General features: G+C 70.9%; 11 protein-coding genes. 1 reads left to right on the forward strand and 10 read right to left on the reverse strand.

What is annotated here, in order from left to right:
* Positions 1–65: 65 nt before the first annotated feature.
* The 6 genes from whiA to coaE form a co-directional block, all read right to left on the reverse strand.
* The gene (gene whiA, locus WBQ80_RS01980; RefSeq protein ID WP_336572687.1) at positions 66–1,046 is read right to left on the reverse strand and encodes a DNA-binding protein WhiA; all 981 of its coding nucleotides are present in this window, start codon (positions 1,044–1,046) and stop codon (positions 66–68) included.
* A gap of 43 nt (positions 1,047–1,089) precedes the next feature.
* The gene (gene rapZ / locus WBQ80_RS01985) at positions 1,090–1,962 is read right to left on the reverse strand and encodes an RNase adapter RapZ (RefSeq protein WP_336572686.1); all 873 of its coding nucleotides are present in this window, start codon (positions 1,960–1,962) and stop codon (positions 1,090–1,092) included.
* Between the two features lie 45 nt (positions 1,963–2,007).
* Entirely contained in the window at positions 2,008–3,951 is a 1,944-nt protein-coding gene (uvrC, locus tag WBQ80_RS01990) for an excinuclease ABC subunit UvrC (RefSeq protein WP_336572685.1), read from the reverse strand.
* 2 nt (positions 3,952–3,953) lie between these two features.
* Positions 3,954–6,845, reverse strand: a complete 2,892-nt coding sequence (gene uvrA / locus WBQ80_RS01995) for an excinuclease ABC subunit UvrA (RefSeq protein ID WP_336572684.1) — start codon at positions 6,843–6,845, stop codon at positions 3,954–3,956.
* Positions 6,846–6,949: 104 nt separating this feature from the next.
* Positions 6,950–9,013, reverse strand: a complete 2,064-nt coding sequence (gene uvrB / locus WBQ80_RS02000; RefSeq protein WP_336572683.1) for an excinuclease ABC subunit UvrB — start codon at positions 9,011–9,013, stop codon at positions 6,950–6,952.
* Positions 9,014–9,085: 72 nt separating this feature from the next.
* Complete coding sequence (gene coaE / locus WBQ80_RS02005; protein WP_336572682.1) at positions 9,086–9,700, reverse strand: dephospho-CoA kinase; 615 nt, start codon at positions 9,698–9,700, stop codon at positions 9,086–9,088.
* Positions 9,701–9,718: 18 nt separating this feature from the next.
* Between coaE and WBQ80_RS02010 the strand changes: the two genes are divergently transcribed.
* The gene (locus WBQ80_RS02010; RefSeq protein WP_337282448.1) at positions 9,719–10,357 is read left to right on the forward strand and encodes a DUF4126 domain-containing protein; all 639 of its coding nucleotides are present in this window, start codon (positions 9,719–9,721) and stop codon (positions 10,355–10,357) included.
* A 109-nt stretch (positions 10,358–10,466) separates the two neighbouring features.
* Here WBQ80_RS02010 and rpsA read toward each other — a convergent pair whose 3' ends face one another.
* The 4 genes from rpsA to ppsA form a co-directional block, all read right to left on the reverse strand.
* Positions 10,467–11,915: a 30S ribosomal protein S1 gene (gene rpsA, locus WBQ80_RS02015; RefSeq protein ID WP_336572680.1), complete on the reverse strand. Its 1,449-nt coding sequence runs from the start codon at positions 11,913–11,915 to the stop codon at positions 10,467–10,469.
* A 211-nt stretch (positions 11,916–12,126) separates the two neighbouring features.
* Positions 12,127–13,800, reverse strand: a complete 1,674-nt coding sequence (locus WBQ80_RS02020) for a DUF885 domain-containing protein (RefSeq protein ID WP_336572679.1) — start codon at positions 13,798–13,800, stop codon at positions 12,127–12,129.
* A 68-nt stretch (positions 13,801–13,868) separates the two neighbouring features.
* Positions 13,869–16,556, reverse strand: a complete 2,688-nt coding sequence (polA, locus tag WBQ80_RS02025) for a DNA polymerase I (RefSeq protein ID WP_337282449.1) — start codon at positions 16,554–16,556, stop codon at positions 13,869–13,871.
* 96 nt (positions 16,557–16,652) lie between these two features.
* A complete protein-coding gene (ppsA, locus tag WBQ80_RS02030) occupies positions 16,653–18,983 on the reverse strand; it encodes a phosphoenolpyruvate synthase (protein WP_336572676.1) in 2,331 nt (776 codons plus the stop codon).
* Between the last annotated feature and the right edge of the window lie 58 nt (positions 18,984–19,041).

Here is a 19,041-nt window from a genome sequence, read left to right on the forward strand (position 1 = left end):
CGGGCGGTGGGGTTGACGGGTTCCTCCGAGGCACCGCATCGCTCGCCCCGAGCGGGTCCCTCCGATCAGTCGACGTCGAGGTCGGCGGGCAGGTTCGCCTCGGTCCCGGGGATGCCGAGCTCGATGGCGCGCTTGTCGGCCATGGCGAGCAGGCGGCGGATGCGGCCGGCGACCGCGTCCTTCGTGAGCGGCGGGTCGGCGTGGTGGCCGAGCTCGTCGAGGCTGGCGTCGCGGTGGGCCAGGCGCAGCTCCCCGGCGTAGCGCAGGTGCTCCGGGATCTCGTCGCCGAGGATCTCCATCGCCCGCTCCACGCGCGCGCACGCGGCGACGGCGGCCTGCGCGGAGCGCCTCAGGTTCGCGTCGTCGAAGTTCACCAGGCGGTTCGCGGTCGCGCGCACCTCGCGGCGCTGGCGGAGCTCCTCCCAGTTCCGCACGGTCTCGGTCGCGCCCATGAGCGCGAGCATGCTGCTGATCGCCTCGCCGTCGCGGATGACGACGCGGTGCACGCCGCGCACCTCGCGTGCCTTCGCCGAGATGCCGAGCCGGCCGGCGGCGCCCACGAGCGCCATGGCGGTCTCGCTGCCCGGGCAGGTGACCTCGAGCGCGGCCGAACGGCCGGGATCTGTGAGGCTGCCGCGTGCGAGGAAGGCGCCTCGCCAGACCGCGGCGACGTCGTCGCGAGACCCCGTGGTGAGCTTGTTCGGCAGTCCCCGCACCGGGCGCCGCCGGGCGTCGAGGAGCCCGGTCTGGCGCGCCAGGGTCTCGCCGCCGTCGAGCACGCGGACGAGGTACTGGTTGGTGCGGCGGAGGCCCGCCGCGTTGATCACCGAGACGTCGGGCCGGACCCCGTACAGCTCGCCGAGGTCGCGCGTCACGCGGCGGGCGATCGCGGGCGAGTCGAGCTCGGCCTCGATGGCGATGCGGCCGGAGATGATGTGCAGGCCTCCGGCGAAGCGGAGCACGGACGCGAGTTCCGCGGCGCGAACCGGGGTCTTGGTCACCTCGGTCCTGGCCAGCTCCTCTTTCACCTCTGCGGTCAGGGCCACGTGGTCGTCCTCTCTGTGGTTCGTGGGCGCGCGGGGCGCCGGGTCATTCGCGTCCGAGGTCGCGGTGCTTCACGCTGACCGCGAGCCCGGGGATCGCGCGCAGGCGCGCGGCGAGCTCGCGGGCCATCGCGACCGAGCGGTGCTTGCCGCCGGTGCATCCGATGGCGATCGTGGCGTGCGGCTTGTTCTCGCGCTGGTAGCCCGCGAGCACCGGCTCGAGGGCGGTGACGTACGCGTCGAGGAATTCGCGCGCGCCGTCCTGTTCGAGCACGTACTCGCTCACGGCGGCGTCCTCGCCGGTGAGGTGCCGGAGCCGCTCGTCCCAGAACGGATTGGGCAGGAATCGCGCGTCGGCCACGAGGTCGGCGTCGGCCGGGAGCCCGTACTTGAAGCCGAAGCTCTGCACGGTGACGCGGAGCCCAGCGCGGCCCGCCTCGGCGAAGGTGTCGGTCACGAGGTTCGCGAGCTGGTGGATGTTCAGGTCGGAGGTGTCGACGAGGATGTCGCTCGACTCGCGCACCTCGGCCAGGCGGGCCCGCTCGGCGGTGATCCCGTCGAGGAGCGTGCCGTCGCCCTGGAGCGGGTGCGGCCGGCGAACCGACTCGAAGCGCCGGACCAGCACGGCGTCGTTCGCGTCGAGGAACATCACGCGCACGTTCGTGTGCGAGCGGAGCGCGTGCACGATCTCGCGCAGCTCGGAGAAGAACCCGCCGCCGCGGATGTCGACCACCGCGGCGATGCGGGGCAACGAGGTTCCGGCGCGTTCGGCGAGGTCGACGAGCGGTCGGAGCATCTGCGGCGGGAGGTTGTCGACCACGTACCAGCCGAGGTCCTCCAGGGCGTCGGCGACGGTCGACCGCCCCGCTCCGGACATCCCGGTGACGATGAGCATCTCCTGCCGTTCGCCGTCGGTCATGCGCGTCGCGATCCCTTCCGTGCGTCGTTCCCCCGGACCATCAGCCTAGTCGGCCGAGTCGGGAGCATCCGTCCGGAGCCGGGAGCGCACGCTGGCCGCGAGGGCCGGTCCGATCCCCGGTACCTCGGCGATCGCGGCCTCGTCGGCGCCGCGCAGGCGCGTCACCGATCCGAAGTGCGTGAGCAGCGCCTTGACCCGCGCTGGCCCGAGCCCCGGCACCTCGGAGAGCACGGTGGAGATGTCGCGCTTGCGCCGCTGCCGCTGGTGGGTGATCGCGAACCGGTGCGCCTCGTCGCGGATCCGCTGGAAGAGGAAGAGCGCGTCGCTGTTGCGCGGCAGGATGACCGGGAAGTCGGAGTCCGGCGTCCAGATCTCCTCGAGGCGCTTCGCGATGCCGCACAGCGTGATCCCCTGCACGCCGGACTCCCGCAGGGCCCGCGCAGCCGCGGCGACCTGCGGCTGCCCGCCGTCGACGACGAGCAGGTTCGGCCGGTACGCGAACTTCTTGCGGCGGCCGGATGTCGCGACCTCCGTCGCCTCGTCGGCCGGCTCGCCGGACTCCTGGAGGTCGCCGCCCGCCTCGACCTGCTCCGACTCGGCGGACGGGCGGCCGGCCAGGTACGCGAGCCGGCGGGTGAGCACCTGGTGGATCGAGTCGGTGTCGTCGCTCGAGTTCGGGATGGTGAACCGCCGGTACTCGTCCTTCCGCGGGAGTCCGTCCTCGAAGACGACCATCGAGGCCACGACGTTGGTGCCGCTCAGGTGCGAGACGTCGAAGCACTCGATCCGCAGGGGCGCGTCCGCCATGCCGAGCGCCTCCTGGATGTCCTCCAGCGCGCGCGAGCGCGCCGTGAAGTCGGCGCTCCGGCGGGTCTTGTACAGCATGAGGGTCTGCCGCGCGTTCTGGGTCGCGGTCTCGAGCAGGGCGGCCTTGTCGCCGCGCTGCGCCGCGCGCAGCCGCACCTTGCGACCCCCGAGGCTGCTCAGCCAGGTCGCGAGCGCCTCAGCGTCGTCGGGCAGGGCCGGCACCACGACCTCGGACGGCGGCCGGATGTCGTCGCCGTACGCGTGCTGCACGACGGAGTCGACGAGGTCGCCGAGCGACATGTCGAGCTCGGTGTCGACGGTCCACGAACGCTGCCCGCGGATGCGCCCGCCGCGCACCATGAACAGGTGCACCGCCGCGGCGAGCTCGTCGTGGTCGATCCCGAACACGTCGATGTCGACGTGGTCGCGCAGCACCACCGTGCTCTTCTCGAAGAACTGCTCGGCGGCCTGCAGCTGGTCGCGCCGCCGGGCCGCGGTCTCGTAGTCCTGCGCCGCGGCGGCCTCGCGCATCTGCTGGGTCAGCTCGGTGATGATGCGGCGGTCCTGGTTCTGCATGAACGCCACGAACCGCTGCACGTTCGCGCGATGCTCCTCGATGGTCACCTTGCCCGAGCACGGCCCGAAGCACCGGCCGATCTGCCCGGCGAAGCACGGCTTGCCCGTCTGCATGGCGCGTTTGTAGTCGCTGTCCTTGCAGGTGCGGATGGGGAACAGCTTGAGCATCAGGTCGAGCGTCTCGTTCACCGCCCACACCTTCGGGTACGGCCCGAAGTAGCGGGCGCCGCGGATGCCTCGCCGACGCGTCACGATCGCGCGGGGCGCCTCGTCGGCGAGCGTGACCGCGAGGTACGGGTAGCTCTTGTCGTCGCGGTACTTGACGTTGAAGGGCGGATCGAACTCCTTGATCCACGTGTACTCGAGCTGCAGCGCCTCGACGTCGTTGCCGACGACGGTCCATTCGACGGATGCCGCGGTCGTCACCATCCGGCGCGTGCGCTCGTGCAGCGTGCGGAGCGGGGCGAAGTAGTTCGACAGCCGCGCGCGCAGGTTCTTCGCCTTGCCGACGTAGAGCACCCGGCGGTCCGCGTCGCGGAACCGGTAGACCCCCGGGGCGGTCGGGATCTCACCCGGCTTGGGCCGGTACGGAACGGTGCTGCGCATCGTCAGCTGGCGGCGACGGCCGGTTCCGCCGCAGCCTCGAAGATCTCGCGCAGGAAGTACCCGGTGTGGCTGTCGTGGTTCTCGGCGACGTCCTCGGGCGTGCCGACGGCGACGACCTGCCCGCCGCCGGAGCCGCCCTCGGGACCGAGGTCGATGATCCAGTCGGCCGACTTGATGACGTCGAGGCTGTGCTCGATCACGATGACCGTGTTGCCCTTCTCGACGAGCTTGCCGAGCACCTTCAGGAGCTTCCGCACGTCCTCGAAGTGGAGTCCGGTCGTGGGCTCGTCGAGCACGTAGACGCTGCGCCCGTTCGAACGCCGCTGGAGCTCGGTCGCCAGCTTGACGCGCTGCGCCTCGCCGCCCGACAGCGTCGTGGCGCTCTGGCCGAGCTGGACGTACCCGAGGCCGACGTCGACGAGCGTCTTCAGGTACCGGTGGATCGCGGAGATCGGCTCGAAGAACTCGGCCGCCTCGCTGATGGGCATCTCGAGCACCTCGGCGATGTTCTTGCCCTTGTAGTGCACCTGGAGGGTCTCGCGGTTGTAGCGCTTGCCGCCGCAGACCTCGCACGCGACGTACACGTCGGGCAGGAAGTTCATCTCGATCTTGATCGTGCCGTCGCCCGCGCACGCCTCGCAGCGGCCGCCCTTGACGTTGAAGCTGAACCGGCCGGGGAGGTAGCCGCGCGCCTTCGCCTCGGCCGTCTCGGAGAACAGGGTGCGGATCCGGTCGAAGACGCCGGTGTACGTGGCCGGGTTCGATCGCGGCGTGCGGCCGATCGGCGCCTGGTCGACGTGCACGACCTTGTCGAGGTGGTCGAGCCCGGTGACCCGCCGGTGCTTGCCCGGCACCTTCCGGGCGCCGTTCAGCCGGTTCGCGAGCACGCGGTACAGGATGTCGTTCACGAGCGAGGACTTGCCGGAGCCGCTCACGCCCGTGACCGCCGTCAGGGTGCCGAGCGGGAAGGACACGTCGACGCCGCGGAGGTTGTTGGCCTGGGCGCCCTCGACCGTGATCATGCGCGCCTGATCGACGGGACGTCGCTTCGCTGGGATCGCGATCTCGCGTCGGCCCGAGAGGTAGTCGCCCGTGAGCGACTCGCGGTTCTTCACGAGGTCGGCGTAGCTGCCGCTGTGCACGACGGTGCCGCCGTGCACTCCGGCACCCGGTCCGATGTCGACGATCCAGTCGGCGGTGCGGATCGTGTCCTCGTCGTGCTCGACCACGATGAGCGTGTTGCCGAGGTCCCGGAGGGCCACGAGCGTGTCGATCAGCCGGCGGTTGTCGCGCTGGTGGAGACCGATGCTCGGCTCGTCGAGCACGTAGAGCACGCCCGTCAGGCCGGACCCGATCTGGGTCGCCAGGCGGATGCGCTGCGCCTCGCCGCCCGAGAGGGTGCCGGCGGCGCGAGCCAGGTCGAGGTAGCTGAGTCCGACCCGGATGAGGAAGTCGAGCCGGAGCTTGATCTCTCGGAGCACCTGCGCCGCGATCGCCTGCTCGCGATCCGTGAGCACGAGGCGGTCCATGAACGATCGCGCGTCGTGCAGGCTGAGCCGGCACACGTCGGCGATCGAGGCGTCGTGGACGAGCACCGAGAGCACCTCGGGCTTCAGTCGGTCGCCCCGGCAGACGGGGCACGGCACCTCGCGGAGGTATTCGGCCCAGCGGGCGCGCTGCACGTCGGTCTCGGCCTGGAGGTACTGCCGTTCGATGTAGGGCACGACCCCTTCGAAGCCGGAGGTGTAGCTCATCTCGCGGCCGTAGCGGTTGCGCCAGCGGACCTTGACCTCGAAGTTGTCGCCGCGGAGCACGGCGTGGCGCGCCTCGACCGGGAGATCCTCCCAGGGGGCGTCGAGCGAGAACCCGAGGTCGCGGCCGAGCGCCTGCAGCAGCTTCTCGTAATAGTTGTAGAGGCTCTTGCCCTGGGAGGTCCACGGCAGGATGACGCCCTCGTTGATGCTGAGCGTGGGGTCGCCGAGCAGCAGGTCTTCATCGACCGACATGCGCGTGCCGAGGCCCGAGCACTCGGGACACGCGCCGAACGGCGCGTTGAACGAGAACGTGCGCGGCTCGATCTCGGTGAGCGCGATGGGATGCTGGTTGGGGCAGCTGAGCTTCTCGGAGAAGGTCTGCCACGCCGCTTCGCCCTCGCGATCGACGTAGTTGATCTGCACGAGGCCGTCGGTCAGGCGGAGTGCGGTCTCGAGCGAATCGGTGAGCCGGCCGAGCACCTCGTCGGACGCCACAAGACGGTCGATCACGACGGAGATGTCGTGCTTGACCTGCTTCTTCAGCGTCGGCGGCTCGTCGAGCCGGATCACCTCGCCGTCGACGACGGCGCGGGAGTAGCCCTGGCTCGCGAGCTCGCGGAAGAGGTCGACGAACTCGCCCTTCTTCTGCGACACCATCGGGCTGAGCACCTGGAACCGCGTGCCCGCCTCGAGTTCCATGAGCTGGTCGGCGATCTGCTGCACGGTCTGGCGCTGGATGCGCTCACCGCACACGGGGCAATGCGGAACGCCGATGCGCGCCCACAGCAGGCGCATGTAGTCGTAGATCTCGGTGATCGTGCCGACGGTCGAACGCGGGTTGCGGTTCGTGGACTTCTGGTCGATCGAGACCGCGGGGCTCAAGCCCTCGATGAAGTCGACGTCGGGTCGATCGACCTGGCCGAGGAACTGACGGGCGTACGCCGACAGCGATTCGACGTAGCGGCGCTGCCCCTCGGCGAAGATGGTGTCGAACGCGAGCGACGACTTGCCCGACCCGGACAGGCCCGTGAACACGACCATCGCATCGCGCGGGATCTCGACGTCGACGTCGCGCAGGTTGTGCACGCGGGCTCCGCGGACACTCAGGCGCGTATGGGCATCGAGGCGTGAAACTGGCACCCTACGAGTCTACGAACGCCCTCCGACATGGATGCCCGGAGCGCACGCGCTGAGAGCGAACATACGTTCGACTCCCCCTGCGCCGAGGTGCCGACGCGTTCGGATCAGCCGAGGTGACCGGCCTTCTCCATCTGCCGGAGTTCGCGCTTCAGCTCGGACACCTCGTCGCGCAGGCGCGCCGCGAGCTCGAACTTCAGCTCGCCCGCGGCCTCGAGCATCTGCTCGTTGAGATCGCGGATGAGGTCTTCGAGGTCGTTCGCCCCCGCCGCCGCGATGCCCTCGCGCCGCATGGGCACCGGCGAGGTCCTCTTCGCGTCGCGCCCGCGGAGGAGGGCCGCCGTGTCGGCCTCCTCGCGCGCGAGGACCTCGGTGATGTCGGCGATGCGCTTGCGCAACGGGGTCGGGTCGATGCCGTTGACCCGGTTGTACTCGAGCTGCCGGTCGCGACGCCGGTTCGTCTCTTCGATGGCCGACTGCATCGAGTCGGTCATCACGTCGGCGTACATGTGCACCTGGCCCGAGACGTTCCGGGCGGCGCGACCGATCGTCTGGATCAGCGACGTCGAGGAACGGAGGAACCCCTCCTTGTCGGCATCGAGGATCGCCACGAGCGACACCTCGGGCAGGTCGAGTCCCTCGCGGAGCAGGTTGATGCCGACGAGGACGTCGTAGACGCCCGCCCGCAGCTCGGTCAGCAGCTCGACCCGTCGCAGGGTGTCGACGTCGGAGTGGAGGTACCGGACCCGCACGCCGGCCTCGGTGAGGAAGTCCGTGAGCTCCTCGGCCATCCGCTTGGTGAGCGTGGTCACGAGCACGCGCTCGTCGCGTTCGGCGCGCGCCCTGATCTCCTCGAGCAGGTCGTCGATCTGGCCCTTGGTCGGCTTCACGACGATCTCGGGGTCGACGAGCCCCGTGGGGCGGATGATCTGCTCGACGATCCCGTCGGCGATGCCCATCTCGTACTTGCCCGGCGTCGCCGAGAGGTACACGGTCTGCCCGACGCGGTCCTTGAACTCGTCCCACTTCAGGGGGCGGTTGTCGAGGGCGCTGGGGAGCCGGAAGCCGTGCTCGACGAGCGTGCGCTTGCGAGAGGAGTCGCCCTCGTACATCGCGCCGATCTGTGGCACGGTCGCGTGCGACTCGTCGATCACCACGAGGAAGTCGTCGGGGAAGTAGTCGAGCAGGCAGTGCGGCGGCTCGCCCGCGGAACGGCCGTCGATGTGGCGCGAGTAGTTCTCGATGCCGGAGCAGAACCCGATCTGCTCCATCATCTCGAGGTCGAAGGTGGTGCGCATGCGCAGCCGCTGCGCCTCGAGCAGCTTGCCCTCGCGCTCGAGCTCCTGGAGGCGCTCGTCGAGCTCGTCGCGGATCGTGCCGATCGCGCGCTGCATGACGTCGGTGCTCGCGACGTAGTGCGATCCCGGGAACACCGGGACCGCGTCGAGCTTCGCGAGCACCGACCCGGTCAGCGGATGGAGGCTGTAGAGGGCCTCGATCTCGTCGCCGAACATCTCGATGCGGATCGCGTGCTCTTCGTACACCGGGATGATCTCGATGGTGTCGCCGCGCACGCGGAAATTGCCGCGCGAGAAGTCGACGTCGTTGCGCTGGTACTGCATCGACACGAACTTGCGGATCAGCCAGTCGCGGTCGACCCGCTGGCCGACCTGGAGCGGCATCATGGCGTTCAGGTACTGCTCGGGCGTACCGAGTCCGTAGATGCACGACACGGTGGACACGACCACGACGTCGCGCCGGCTGAGCAGCGAGTTGGTGGTCGAATGGCGAAGCCGCTCGACCTCGGTGTTGATCGAGGAGTCCTTCTCGATGAAGGTGTCCGTCTGCGGCACGTAGGCCTCGGGCTGGTAGTAGTCGTAGTACGAGACGAAGTACTCGACCGCGTTGTTCGGCATGAGCTCGCGGAACTCGTTCGCGAGCTGGGCCGCCAGCGTCTTGTTGTGGGCGAGCACGAGCGTGGGCCGCTGCACCTGCTCGATGAGCCAGGCCGTCGTCGCGGACTTGCCGGTGCCGGTCGCGCCGAGCAGCACGACGTCGGTCTCGCCCGCGTTGATGCGTGCCGCGAGCTCGGCGATGGCCTGCGGCTGGTCGCCGCTCGGCGCGTACTCGCTCACGACCTCGAACGGGCGCACGGAACGGGTCGACTGCATGGTGCAAGTCTAGGTTCGGCCACCGACACCGATCCTGAGAGCGGGATGACGCCGGCCGCAGCACGGCCGCCGTCAGACCTTGGCGCGTCGTGCCCGTTCGATGTCGACCCAGAGGGCGTCGGCCTGGCTCATCGTGTGCGCGAGGCTCCCGCCGGTGTCGATCACGACGTCGGCCACCGCACGCCGGTCGGCGTCGCTGATCTGCGCGTCGACGCGCGCCTCGGCCTGGATGGGGTCGAGCCCGCGCTCCTCGACGAGGCGCCGCACCTGCGCGCGCTTGGGCGCGCTCGTGACGACCACGAGGTCGAACGGGTGGTCGACCTGCGCCTCGACGAGCAGGGGCACGTCGTAGACGACGACCGCGTGGGGGTCCTCCTGCTCGGCCCTCGCGATGAGCGTGCGGGAGAGCTCCCGCACGGCCGGGTGCACGATCGCGTTCAGCCTCGCGCGCGCCTCGTCGTCGTGGAACACGATGTCGCCGAGCCTCTGGCGGTCGAGCGAGCCGTCGTGGCGCAGCACGGCGTCGCCGAACTCGGCGACGATCGCCTCCAGGCACGCGCTGCCCGGTTCGACGACGCGCCGCGCGAGCTGGTCGGCGTCGATGTGGATGGCGCCGTGCTCGACGAGCCGACGCGCGACGGTGGACTTTCCGGAGGCGATTCCGCCAGTGAGGCCGATCAGGTACACGCGTCGAGCCTAACGGGTGTGCGACACTCGTCCCGACAGGACGGAGTCGGCATGCTCGAGGTGCTCACCGCCAGCGGACTGGCCCTCGCCGCCGGGCTCAACGCGTGGATCCCGCTGCTCGTGCTCGGGGCCCTCGACCGGTTCACGGGGCTCGTGGATCTCCCGGACGGCTGGGCCTGGCTGGCGAACGAGTGGGTGCTGCTCATCCTGCTCGCGCTGCTCGTCGTCGAGGTGGTCGCCGACAAGGTGCCCGGGCTCGACTCGCTCAACGACATCGTGCAGACCGTGGTCCGGCCGACGGCCGGGGGGCTGGCCTTCGGGTCGGGGGTCGGCGCATCGACCGCCGCGGTGACCGATCCCGAGGCGTTCTTCTCGTCACCCGACTGGATCCCCATCGCCATCGGCGTCGTCCTGGCGCTCGGTGTGCATGTCGCCAAGGCCGTCTCGCGTCCCGTGGTGAACGCGTCGACGGCGGGCGTCGGCGCGCCCGTGGCGAGCACGCTCGAGGACCTCGGCAGCGTCTCGCTCGCCTTCATCGCGATCCTCGTCCCCGTGCTCGTGCTCATCGCGCTCGCGGTGATGATCGCACTGGTCGTCGTCGTGGTGCGTCGCCGCCGGGATCAGCGGCGACGCCGGAGGGATGCACCGGTCGGCTGAGCCGAGGATCCGGGCGACCGGCGGGATGCTGCGCCAAGGCGCCCCGGGACGCCGGAAGGCCGGCCCCGAGGGGACCGGCCTTCCGTTCGATTCGCTGCAGCGCAGCGGATCAGTTGCTCGAGAGCTTCTCGCGGAGTGCCGCGAGCGACGCGTCGTCGGCGAGGGTGCCCGCACCGGCGGACTCGCTCGAGAACGACGAGGTGCCCGACGAGAACGAGTCGTCCGAAGCCTGGGCCGCGAGCGACGCGGCGACCTGCTTCTTGTGCGCCTCCCAGCGAGCCTGGGCGGCGGCGTACTCCTGCTCCCACTTCTCGCGCTGGGCGTCGAAGCCCTCGCGCCACTCGTTGGTCTCGGGGTCGAAGCCCTCGGGGTACTTGTAGTTGCCCTGCTCGTCGTACTCGGTGAGCATGCCGTAGAGCGCCGGGTCGAACTCCGTGCCCTCGGGGTCGACGCCCTCGTTGGCCTGCTTGAGCGAGAGCGAGATGCGGCGACGCTCGAGGTCGATGTCGATGACCTTGACGAAGACCTCCTCGCCCACCGACACGACCTGCTCGGCGAGCTCGACGTGGCGGCCCGACAGCTCCGAGATGTGCACGAGGCCCTCGATGCCGTCGGCGACGCGGACGAACGCACCGAACGGCACCAGCTTGGTGACCTTTCCGGGCGTGACCTGGCCGATGGCGTGCGTGCGGGCGAAGACCTGCCACGGGTCCTCCTGCGTCGCCTTGAGCGACAGGGAGACGCGCTCGCGGTCGAGCTCGACGGAGAGCACCTCGACGGTGACCTCCTGGCCGACCTCGACGACCTCGCTGGCGTGCTCGATGTGCTTCCACGACAGCTCGGAGACGTGCACGAGCCCGTCGACGCCGCCGAGGTCGACGAACGCGCCGAAGTTGACGATCGACGAGATGACGCCCTTGCGGATCTGGCCCGGGTGCAGGTTCTGGAGGAAGGTCGAGCGCGACTCCGACTGGGTCTGCTCGAGGAGCGCACGACGCGACAGGACCACGTTGTTGCGGTTCTTGTCGAGCTCGAGGATCTTCGCCTCGATCTCCTGGCCGAGGTACGGCGTCAGGTCGCGCACGCGGCGGAGCTCGATGAGCGACGCCGGGAGGAAGCCGCGCAGGCCGATGTCGACGATGAGGCCGCCCTTGACGACCTCGATGACGGTGCCGGTGACGACGCCGTCGGTCTCCTTGATCTTCTCCACGTCGCCCCACGCGCGCTCGTACTGCGCACGCTTCTTGGACAGGATCAGACGGCCTTCCTTGTCCTCCTTCTGGAGGACGAGGGCCTCGACGGAGTCGCCGACGTTGACGACCTCGCTGGGGTCGACGTCGTGCTTGATGGAAAGTTCGCGGGAGGGGATCACGCCCTCGGTCTTGTACCCGACGTCGAGGAGGACCTCGTCGCGGTCGATCTTCACGACGGTGCCCTCGATCAGGTCGCCGTCGTTGAAGAACTTCAGAGTCTTCTCGACCGCGGCGAGGAAATCGTCAGCAGATCCGATGTCGTTGATCGCGACCTGCTTGGGCGCCTTGGTCGTTGCGGTTGTCATGTAGTGGATGCTCCGTTAATGGACAGAATCGGGCCCGTCGCGGAAAGAGCGTGTGTTGTGGTTCCGCGGCGGGCATGCGGACAGGGATGTCACACGAGTGACGCTCCATCCTATCCACATCGGCGGGCGCCCGGCAACCGCGAGGGTCGTCCCGGCATCGACCGGGACGCGGGACGTCGTGGCATCCGCTCGTGCACCGGACCCGCCCGGTTCAGGCGAGGAGCGCCCGCTTCAGCGTGTCGAGGCCGACGCCGCCGAGGGCGAGCGCGCGCGAGTGGAACGAGCGGATGTCGAACGCGGCACCCTCGCGCCGGCGCACCTCCTCGCGCAGCTGCTCCCAGATGCGCTGGCCCACCTTGTACGACGGAGCCTGGCCGGCCCACCCGAGATAGCGGTGCACCTCGAACCGCACGAACTCGTCGGGCATGTTCACGTTCGCGCGCATGAACTCGAACGCGTACTCCCCCGTCCACGTGCCCGCGCCGTCCGGACGCGCCTTGCCAAGGTGGACGCCGAGGTCGAGGACGACGCGGGCGGCCCGCATCCGCTGGCCGTCGAGCATGCCCAACCGGTCGGCCGGGTCGTCGAGGTAGCCGAGCTCCTGCATCAGCCGCTCGGCGTACAGCGCCCACCCCTCGGCGTGGCCCGACGTGCCGGCCAACTGCCGGCGCCAGGTGTTCAGTTGCCCGCGGTTGACCACCGCCTGGCCGATCTGGAGGTGATGGCCCGGGACGCCCTCGTGGTACACGGTCGTCTTCTCGCGCCAGGTGTCGAACTCGGTGACGCCTTCGGGCACCGACCACCACATCCGGCCCGGCCGGGTGAAGTCGTCGCTCGGACCCGTGTAGTAGATGCCGCCCTCCTGCGTCGGGGCGATCAGGCACTCGAGCCGACGGATCTCGTCGGGGATGTCGAAGTGCGTCGCACCCAGTTCGGCGACGGCTCGGTCGCTGGTCTCCTGCATCCAGCGCCGGAGCGCATCGGTGCCCACGAGCTTGCGCGCGGGGTCGGCCTCGAGGTGCGCGACCGCCTCGTGCACCGACGCACCTGGGAGGATCTGGCGGGCGACCGCCTCCTGCTCGGACACCATGCGGGCGAGCTCCTCGATGCCCCACTCGTACGTCTCGTCGAGGTCGATCGCCGCGCCGAGGAATCGTCGCGACTGCAGCGCGTACACGTCGCGCCCGACCGCGTCGTCGCGGCCCGCACGCGGTGCGAGCTCGTCCTCGAGGAACTCGACGAGACGTCCGTACGCGGATGCCGCGCCGTCCGCGCCGGCGTCGAGCCGGCGTCGCAGCGGATCGCCGACCGGGGCGCCGCCCGGCGCCGCCCGCTCGACGAACCTGGGGAAGAAGCCGTCCGGACGCGCGTGGCGCCGTGCCTGCGCGGCGACCTCGTGGACCTGCCGGGCCGCGGGGACGACACCGCGGTCGACGCCGAGCCGGAGCATTTCGACGTAGCCGTCGATCGCGGCCGGCACCGCGGCCAGCCGTGCCGCGATCCGCTCCCAGTCCCCGACCGACGCGGTCGGCATCAGGTCGAAGACCTCGCGGATCTCCTGCGCCGGGCTCGCGATCACGTTGAGGTCCCGGAGGGGCAGGCCCGCGGCATCCGCCTCGAGGTCGAGCGCGAGCTCGCTGCCGAGGTCGGCGACGGTGATCCGGTCGACGTCGTCGGCGGGCTCGGCTCTGCGGAGCGCGTCGAGCGTCGCCCGGGTCGCGTCGACGACCGCAGCACGCCCGGCGGGCGAGTAGTCGGGCAGGCGGTGGTCCTCGCCGGTCCGTCCGATGTACGTGCCGACCGCGGGATCGAGTCGCACGAGCTCGTCGACCCAGCCCTCCGCGATCCGGTCGACCTCGGTGGGGGTGCGCTCCGCTGCTGCCATGGGTGCGAGCCTATGGGAGGTGCTCCCGACCGTGCCAACCGCCGAGCCCGCCTCGCCTTCTGCGCGGATCAGTGCGCCGCGTCCTCCCAGTCGCGGCCGCGGCCGACCGAGACGTCGAGCGGCACCAGCAGGTCGACGGCATGCGACATGCGGTCGTGCACGAGCGACTCGACCTCGTCGGCCTCGCCCGCCACGACCTCGAAGATGAGCTCGTCGTGCACCTGCATGAGCATGCGCGAGCGCAACTCGCGCGACTGCAGCTCGCGCTCGACCCCGATCATCGCGAACTTCATGATGTCGGCGGCCGAGCCCTGGATCGGCGCGTTGAGCGCCGCGCGCTCGGCGTTCTCGCGGAGCACCCGGTTGGGGCTGTTCAGGTCGGGGAACGGGCGACGTCGGCCGAAGATGGTCTCGGTGTACCCGTCGACCCTCGCCTGGGCCACCACGCCGCGGAGGTAGTCGCGCACGGCGCCGAACCGCTCGAAGTAGTCCTTCATGAGCTGCGTCGCCTCGGCGCGGTCGATGCGCAGCTGCTTCGACAGCCCGAACGCGCTGAGCCCGTACGCGAGGCCGTACGACATCGCCTTGACCTTGGTGCGCATGAGCGGCGTGACGTCGCCGGGGTCGACGTCGAAGATGCGGGCGCCGACGAACCGGTGCAGGTCTTCGCCGGAGTGGAACGCCTCGATGAGGCCGGGGTCTCGGGAGAGGTGCGCCATGATGCGCATCTCGATCTGGGAGTAGTCGGCTGTGAGCAGCTCGGCGTAGTCGGCGCCGTGGGTGAAGGCGGCGCGGATGCGTCGGCCCTCTTCGGTGCGGACGGGGATGTTCTGCAGGTTCGGGTCGGTGGACGAGATGCGCCCCGTCGTGGTGCCGACCTGGACGTAGCTCGTGTGCACGCGCCCGTCGGACTGGATGGACTTGTCGAGGGTCTCGACGATCTGCCGGAGCTTGGTCGCGTCGCGGTGCTCGAGCAGCAGCCCGAGGAACGGATGCGGGTTGGACTCCTGCAGGTCGGCCAGGGCGTCGGCGTCGGTCGAGTAGCCGGTCTTCGTGGCGCGGGTCTTCGGCATGCCGAGCTGGTCGAACAGGACCTCCTGCAGCTGCTTGGGCGAGCCCAGGTTGACCTCGCGGCCGATCTCGGCGTACGCCGCCTGCGCGAGCGACGCGGCTCGCTCCCCCAACTGCCCGGAGAGCGCGGCCAGCTTGTCGTGCTCGACCGTCACACCGCGCAGTTCCATCTCGGCGAGGATGCCGACGACTGGGATCTCGATGTCGGCGAGGACGCGTCGCGAGCCCTCGGAGAGCGCGCCGAGCACGACCGGCGCGACGCGCAGCGAGTACCACGCGAACTCCGGCGCGCCCGCCGTCGAGTCGGCGTCGGGCACCAGCTGCGCGGGGTTGGCCATCGGGATCGTCTCGCGGAGGTAGCGCGAGACGAGGTCGGCCAGGTCCTTCTCGGCCAGGCTCGGACGCACCAGCCACCCCGCGACGAGCGTGTCGACGACGAGGCCGTCGAACGCGAGCCCCGAGCGGCGCATCGCCTTCAACTGGGGCTTGGCGTCGGTCATGATCTTGGGCGCGTCGCTCGCGAGCCACGCCTCGAAGGGCGCGAGGTCGAGCTGGCCCGTCCGCCACGCCACCTGCAGCGACTCGGTCGACGAGGCGACCCCGGCACCGATCACGCGACCGTCGAGCATCTCGAGGCTGAGGCCGAGGCCCGCGGGCTCGGCCGCGGTCGCCCGCGCGAACCACGCCTCGAGCTCGGCCCCGACGAGCGACTGGGGCACCGGCGCCGTCGCCGCGCGCTCGGGTTCGGCCGCGAGCGCCGCGGTGCCGTCGGCGGTGACGCCGTTGCCCTCGCTCGCCATCTTCACGACGCGCTCGAGCAGGGTCTTGAATTCGAGCCGGTCGAACAGCTCGCGCACGGCCGCCTCGTCCATCGGCTTCGCCTCGAGGTCGTCGAGGGCGACGTCGAGCTCGAGGTCGCGCACGAGGCGGTTCAGCCGCCGGTTGCGGATCGCGTGCTCGCGCTCGCGTCGCAGGTTGTCGCCCACCACGCCCTTGATCTCGTCGATGTGCTCGAGGATCCCGTCGAGGCTGCCGTAGAGGCCGAGCCACTTGACGGCGGTCTTCTCGCCGACCTTGGTGATGCCGGGCAGGTTGTCGCTGGTCTCGCCGACGAGCGCCGCGACATCCGGATACTGCTCGGGCCGGACGCCGTACCGCTCGACCACCGCCGCGGCGTCGTAGCGCTTGAGCTGCGAGACGCCCTGCACGTTCGGGTAGAGCAGCGTGACGTCGTCGTCGACGAGCTGGATCGTGTCGCGGTCGCCCGACACGACGAGCACGCCGTACCCCTCGGCCTTGCCGCGCGTCGCGAGGGTGGCGAGGATGTCGTCGGCCTCGTAGTCCTCCTTCTCGAGGACGGTGATGCGCATGGCGCGCAGCGCGTCCTTCAGGAGCCCGATCTGGCCCTTGAACTCCGGCGGCGTCTGGCTGCGGTTGGCCTTGTACTCGGTGTACTCGCGGGTGCGGAAGGACTGTCGGGAGGTGTCGAACGCGACGGCCAGGTGGGTCGGCTTCTCGTTGCGCAGCAGCATGAGCAGCATCGACAGGAAGCCGTGGATCGCGTTCGTGTGCTGCCCGTCGCGGGTGCTGAAGCTGTCGACGGGGAGCGCGTAGAACGCCCGGTAGGCGAGCGAGTGGCCGTCGACGACGAGGAGGGTGGGCTTCACGGGGGTGGGGTCCGACACCCCCCAAGACTACAAGCGGGCACCGACACGTCCGGGCCCCGGCTGCGGTCGCCGGACGGCCCGATCGCGACCGGCGCCCGCCCGCGCCCCGGCCCGTCAGGCCGCCCCGCCGCCGCGCGCCGCGTCGAGCAGGATCCGGCGCTCGGCGGCCGCGATCACGCGGCGAGTGCGGTCCGCGGCATCCGGGTTGACCGAGATCGAGTCGATGCCGTAGCGGACGAGGCGCTCGGCGAACGCCGGGTCGTTCGAGGGGCGCTGCCCGCAGAGCGACGACGTGATGCCCGCGGCGCGGCAGGCGGCGATGATGCGCTCGATCGCATCGAGCACCGCGGCGTCCGACTCGTCGAACAGGTCGGCGCAGATCTCGGAGTCGCGATCCACGCCGAGCATGAGCTGGGTGAGGTCGTTCGAGCCGATCGAGACGCCGTCGACGCCCATCGCCGCGTACTCGGGGATCCGGTACGCGATCGAGGGCACCTCGGCCATGACCCACCGCTTCAGCCCGCGCTGCCGGCCCAGTGGGCTGCCGTCGATGAGCTCGAGGCACGCCTCGAGCTCCCAGCGCGTCCGGACGAACGGCAGCATCAGGTGGAGGTTGGGCGTCTCCTCGCGCACGCGCGCGAGCACCTCGAGCTCGAGCGTGAACAGCTCGGGCTCACGCACGTACCGATACGCGCCGCGGTAGCCGATCATCGGGTTGTTCTCGTGCGGCTCGAAGCGGTCGCCGCCCTCGAGGCCGCGGAACTCGTTGCTGCGGAAGTCGATCGTGCGGTACACGACCGGACGGTCGCCGAATGCGCGCGTGACCGCGAGGAGCGAGCCGCCCATGCGATCGACGAAGTCGTCGCGCTGCCCGCGGGCGAGCATCTCCCGCGGGTGCAGCCCGCCGAGCGCGTCGGTGATCATGAACTCCGCGCGCAGCAGGCCGACGCCGTCGACGTCCTGCGCGGCGACGTCGGCCGCTCGCTCGGCGATGGCGAGGTTGACGTAGAGGCGGGTCGCGAGCGGCTCCGGTGGAGCGGGCGGGGCGACCGCCGACGCCGAGGCCGGGGGTGCGGCGGGCGCCGATGCGGATGCCGCGGCATCCGCCCCCTCGACCACTTCGCCCTTCGCGCCGTCGACCGTGACGAGCTCGTCGTCGCGAAGCGCCGTCGTCGCCGTGCGCGCCCCCACGATCGCCGGCACGCCGAGCTCGCGCGCCACGATGGCGGCGTGGCAGGTCATCCCGCCGCCGTCGGTGACGACGGCGGCGGCGCGGCGCATCGTGGGCACCCAGTCGGGGTTCGTCATCGGTGCCACGAGGATCTCGCCGGACCGCAGCCGGTGTCCGTCGGCGGGCTCCTGGAGGATCCGCACGCGACCGGACACGCGTCCCGGCGCGGCCGCGAGGCCGCGCAGCAGCACCGTTCCCGCGGGCGGCCCGCCCGCCGTGGCGGCCCCGTCCGCGGACGGGCCGCCCCCGAGCGTCGTCACCGGGCGCGACTGCAGCATCCAGAGCCGACCGGCCGAGTACGCCCACTCCGTGTCCTGCGGCTCGCCGTAGTGCCGCTCCACCCGGAGCCCGAGCGACGCCACCGCGAGCACCTCGTCGTCGGTGAGGACCCGGGCGTCCGCGCGCTGCGGATCGAGGTCGTCGCGCCGGACGGTCCCCCCGGCCGCGGGGACCAGCGCATGCGACTGGCGGCCGACGCGCACCGAGATGAGGCGCGGGCCGTCCTTGGCGACGACGTACGTGTCGGGTTCCACCGCCCCCGAGACGACGACCTCGCCGAGTCCGAGCGCCGCCTCGATCACCATCCGGTCGCGCGCCCCTGTCGACGGGTCGACCGTGAACATGACCCCCGATCGGTCCGACGGGACCTGCGCCTGCACGACCACCGCGAGCACGGGCTCCTCCTCCATGCCCTGGCCGGCCCGGTAGGAGATGACGCGGTCGCCGTACAGCGACGCCCAGCAGTCCCGCAGGCGCACGAGCACGGCGTCGTCGCCGACGACGTTGTTGTACGTGTCGTGCATTCCCGCGAAGGACGTCCCGGCCGCATCCTCGGAGGTCGCGGACGAGCGCACGGCCACCGCCGCGCCCGCACCGAGTCGGTGGTACTCGCCGAGGATGGCCTGCCGCACGTCGTCGGGGATCGGGATCGAGCGCACGATCTTCCGCAGCTCCGCCGCGGCTCGCGCGAGCGCGTCGGGATCATCGGCGTTCGCGGCGGCGGCGCGGAAGCCCTCGAGCAGCCGCGCACGGACGCCGGCGTGCTCGATCGCCTCGAGGTAGGCCGACGCGGTGACCACGTACCCGGGCGGGACGGGCAGCCCGGCCGAGGTCATCTCGCCGAGGTTCGCCCCCTTGCCGCCGACGGATGCCGCATCGCCGAGCCCGACCTCCTCGAACCGGGTCACCAGTTCGGAACGCGCGTCGCCGAGCATGCGGCCCCCTCACCCCTCGTCCGCGACCGGGCCGACGGGCCCGGCGGAGCCCATGGTC

Origin of the sequence: Agromyces sp. CCNWLW213 (assembly GCF_037199545.1) — a bacterium.
In the GTDB taxonomy this organism is placed as follows: domain Bacteria; phylum Actinomycetota; class Actinomycetes; order Actinomycetales; family Microbacteriaceae; genus Agromyces.